The 3,362-nt window shown below is 69.0% G+C and carries 1 protein-coding gene; it reads right to left on the bottom strand.

What is annotated here, in order from left to right:
- Positions 1–3,333, bottom strand: a 3,333-nt coding sequence (locus AB4Z09_RS28860) for a condensation domain-containing protein (protein ID WP_442241369.1), incomplete at its 3' end; no start/stop codon positions are given.
- Positions 3,334–3,362 lie beyond the last annotated feature (29 nt).

Here is a 3,362-nt window from a genome sequence, read left to right as displayed (position 1 = left end):
CCACCCCCGACCCCCACACACCACCGCAACCGCACCCGGATCCCGAACCACCCACGCCGACAACAACTCCACCAACACCCGCCCCGACACCCCCGACCCACCCGACACCGGCACCAACTCCCCACACTCAGCCCGGGAAAGCAGATCGAGCCGGGCCAGCGGCAGGTCAGGGTCGGCGACGACGGCATCGATCACGCGCAGGACCCGCTGCAGGATCGCCTCCATCGTGTCGCGGTCGAAGACTTCGGGCAGGTAGCTGATTCGCAGGTGCAGTCGCGTGTCGACGTGCGCAACGAGACCGATCGGATAGTGCGAGGCGTCGATCCCACTCACATCCACCACCCGCATTCCGGCTATGTCGGTCTCGGCGGTGAGCCCACCCCGATCGACCGGATAGGACTCGAACACGGTCATCGTGTCGAAAACTGCTCCAGGCCCGGCCGCCCGCTGGACGTCGGCCAGCCTCACGTGGTGGTGATCGAGTAGTCCGGCCTGCTCCGCCTGGACCCGGTCGAGTAGCTGTCCCAGACTGTCTGCGGTGTCGAGCCGGACCCGGACCGGCAGTGTGTTGACGAACAGCCCGATCATCGACTCGACGCCTGCAACCTGCGCAGGGCGCCCGGACACGGTCGCACCGAACGTCACGTCGTCCCGGGATGTCCACGTGCCCAACACGATCGCCCACGCCGCCTGGACCACGGTGTTGAGGGTGATTCCGCGGGCGCGCGCGAGGGAGGTGAGCGCCGCGGTCTGTTCCTCGGTCAGCCCACCGAGCACCTCCCGCGATTCCGAATATCGACGGCCCGGGTCGGCCGGCGCCACCAGGGTCGGCTCGTCGGCGCCGTCGAACGCGCGAGCCCAGGTCTCGARTGACCTCGGCTCATCCTGCCCACCTACCCAGGTCAGGTAGTCCCGATAGGGATGGATACGAGGCAGCATCGCGCCGTCGCCGTCGGTGGCATAGAGCAGCAACAGTTCGCGCAACAGCAGCGGCGTCGACCAACCGTCGAGCAGCAGATGATGATTGGTCAGCACCAGTCGGTGACGCTCGGGTCCGGTGGTGACCAGCATCCAGCGCAGCAGTGGGGCCTGGGCCGGATCGAACCGCGTCGCCCGGTCGGCAGACATCAGTTGATCCCACGCACAATTCCGTTCATCGTCGTCCGAACCCGACAGGTCGCTCGCCGACCACGGGGCCACGACGTGGTCCTGAACCACCTGTACCGGGCCCCCGGCGACGCCGGGGACAAACGCGGTCCGCAGGTTCGGATGCCGTTCCAGCAGCACCTGTCCCACGCGCCGCAGACGCGCCGGGTCGACGTCCCCGCGCAGCTCGACGACCAACTGCACCACGTAGGCGTCCACCGACTCCTCGGACACCGACGTGTGGAACAGCAACCCCTCCTGCAGCGGCGAGAGCGGCCACACATCCGTCATGTTCGGATACCGGTCCTCGAGCCGTTCGATCTCCGCCTGCCCGAGCCCGACCAGGTCGAGATCGGACGGGGTCCGCCCGCCCGCCCCCGGCGTCGCGGCATACGCGACCAGCGCGACCAGCGCATTGCGCCACATCCGGGCCGCCGCACCCACCTCACGGGCGGTGAGCACTCCGCTGGGGAAGGACCAGATCGCCCGCAACCTCGGTCGGCCTCCGTCGTCGAGGGTGAAAGCGTTGATGTCGAGCACCGCCGGCACCGGCATGTCTGGGTTCTGCGCACCGGTGAGATCGCTGGCGTCGTCGACCGGGAGCCAGCCTGCCCCACGCCCGCCGTCGGGGATCCCGCCGGCGACGCGGCCGAGGTAGTTGAACGCGATCTGCGGCGCAGGCTGGTCCCGCAGCACCGGTCCGGTGTCCTCGTTGAGATAGCGCAGCAGTCCGTAGCCGATCCCGTGGTCCGGGACCGCGAGGAGTTGCTCCTTGACGGACTTGACCACCGCCCCCGCGGCCGGCCCACCGGCGCACGCATCGTCGAGATCGATTCCGGAAAGATCCAGGCGCAGAGGAAAGCTCGTGGTGAACCACCCGACCGTGCGAGTCAGGTCCGAACCAGCGGCCACACTCTCCTCGCGCCCGTGCCCCTCGAGCCGGATCACCGCGTCATCGAGAAGGGACCCGTCAACACCATCTCCACGCTCGCGCCGCCACTTCGTCACCGCCACCGCCAACGCGGCCAGCAACCCGTCGCCCACCCCGCCGTGGAACGCCCCCGGGACTGTGGTCAACAGGGCCTCGGTTACCTCCGGCGGTATGTCGACCTCCACGCTCCGGGTGGTGGCGACCAGGTCGATCGTGAGGTCGAGGAGTCGGGACCCGATCACCGGATCGTCCACCGCAGCCAGCGCCCGCCACATCTCGAGTTCCGCAACCCGCTCCGGCCGGTGCGCCGCCTCGGCCAGCCCGTGCGCCCACCTGCGCATCGACGTCCCCACCGGGGCCAGATCGGGCGCTTCACCCGCCTCGATCCGCGACCACGCTGCCGCCAGGTCCGGCACCAGCACCCGCCAGGACACCCCGTCGACCGCCGAATGATGGACCACCACCAGGACCCGACCCCGTTCCGCCTCGTCCTCGGGGTCGAACCAGACCACCTGCACCACGATCCCGGCCGCCGGGTCGAGCCGATCCGCCGCGGCGTTCAACTCCGCCGCCGCCAGCTCGTGGAACTCGACCGTTCCCGGCGACATGTCGAGGGGCACCCGACGAATCAGCCCGTCGGCGAGGACCGTACTGCGCGGCAACACTTCCCACGCCCACACCCCATCGGCATCCTGGCGCAACCGTGCGCGCAACATGTCATGGTGATCGAGCACCGCCTGCACTGTGTTCACCAGGCCGTCGGCTCCGATGCCTTCCGGCAGATTCAGCATCACGGCCTGGGAGAAACGACCGAACCCGGACTCTCCGCGTTCGAGCAACCACCTCAGTACCGGCGTCAACGGGGTCTCCCCTACCCCGCCACCGGCAAGCTCCTCCAGTAACTGCGTCGAACCACTGTCGCCGCGGACGGCAACCTCCGACAGCCTTGACACCGACCTGCACTCGAACACGTCCCGAGGCGAGAACACCACCCCCGCCGCCTTCGCCCGCGCCGCCAACTGGATCGACATGATGCTGTCGCCACCGAGCGCGAAGAACGAATCCTCCACGCCCACCACGTCGACGCCGAGCACCTCCCCGAACAGCCCGGTGAGTACCTTCTCGATCTCGGTGTCCGGTGCCCGGTACTCTGCTCGGCCCGCAGCAAAATCCGGCGCCGGCAAAGCCGCACGATCAAGCTTGCCATTCGGCGTCAGCGGCACGGCCTCGACCACCACCACCGCCGCCGGAACCATGTGCGGAGCCAACCGCTCCCCCGCAAACG

This window comes from Rhodococcus sp. TAF43 (assembly GCF_052113525.1).
Lineage (GTDB): Bacteria > Actinomycetota > Actinomycetes > Mycobacteriales > Mycobacteriaceae > Prescottella.
The sequence above is the reverse complement of the archived record's forward strand: the minus strand, read 5'-3'. Positions and strand labels throughout refer to the sequence as shown.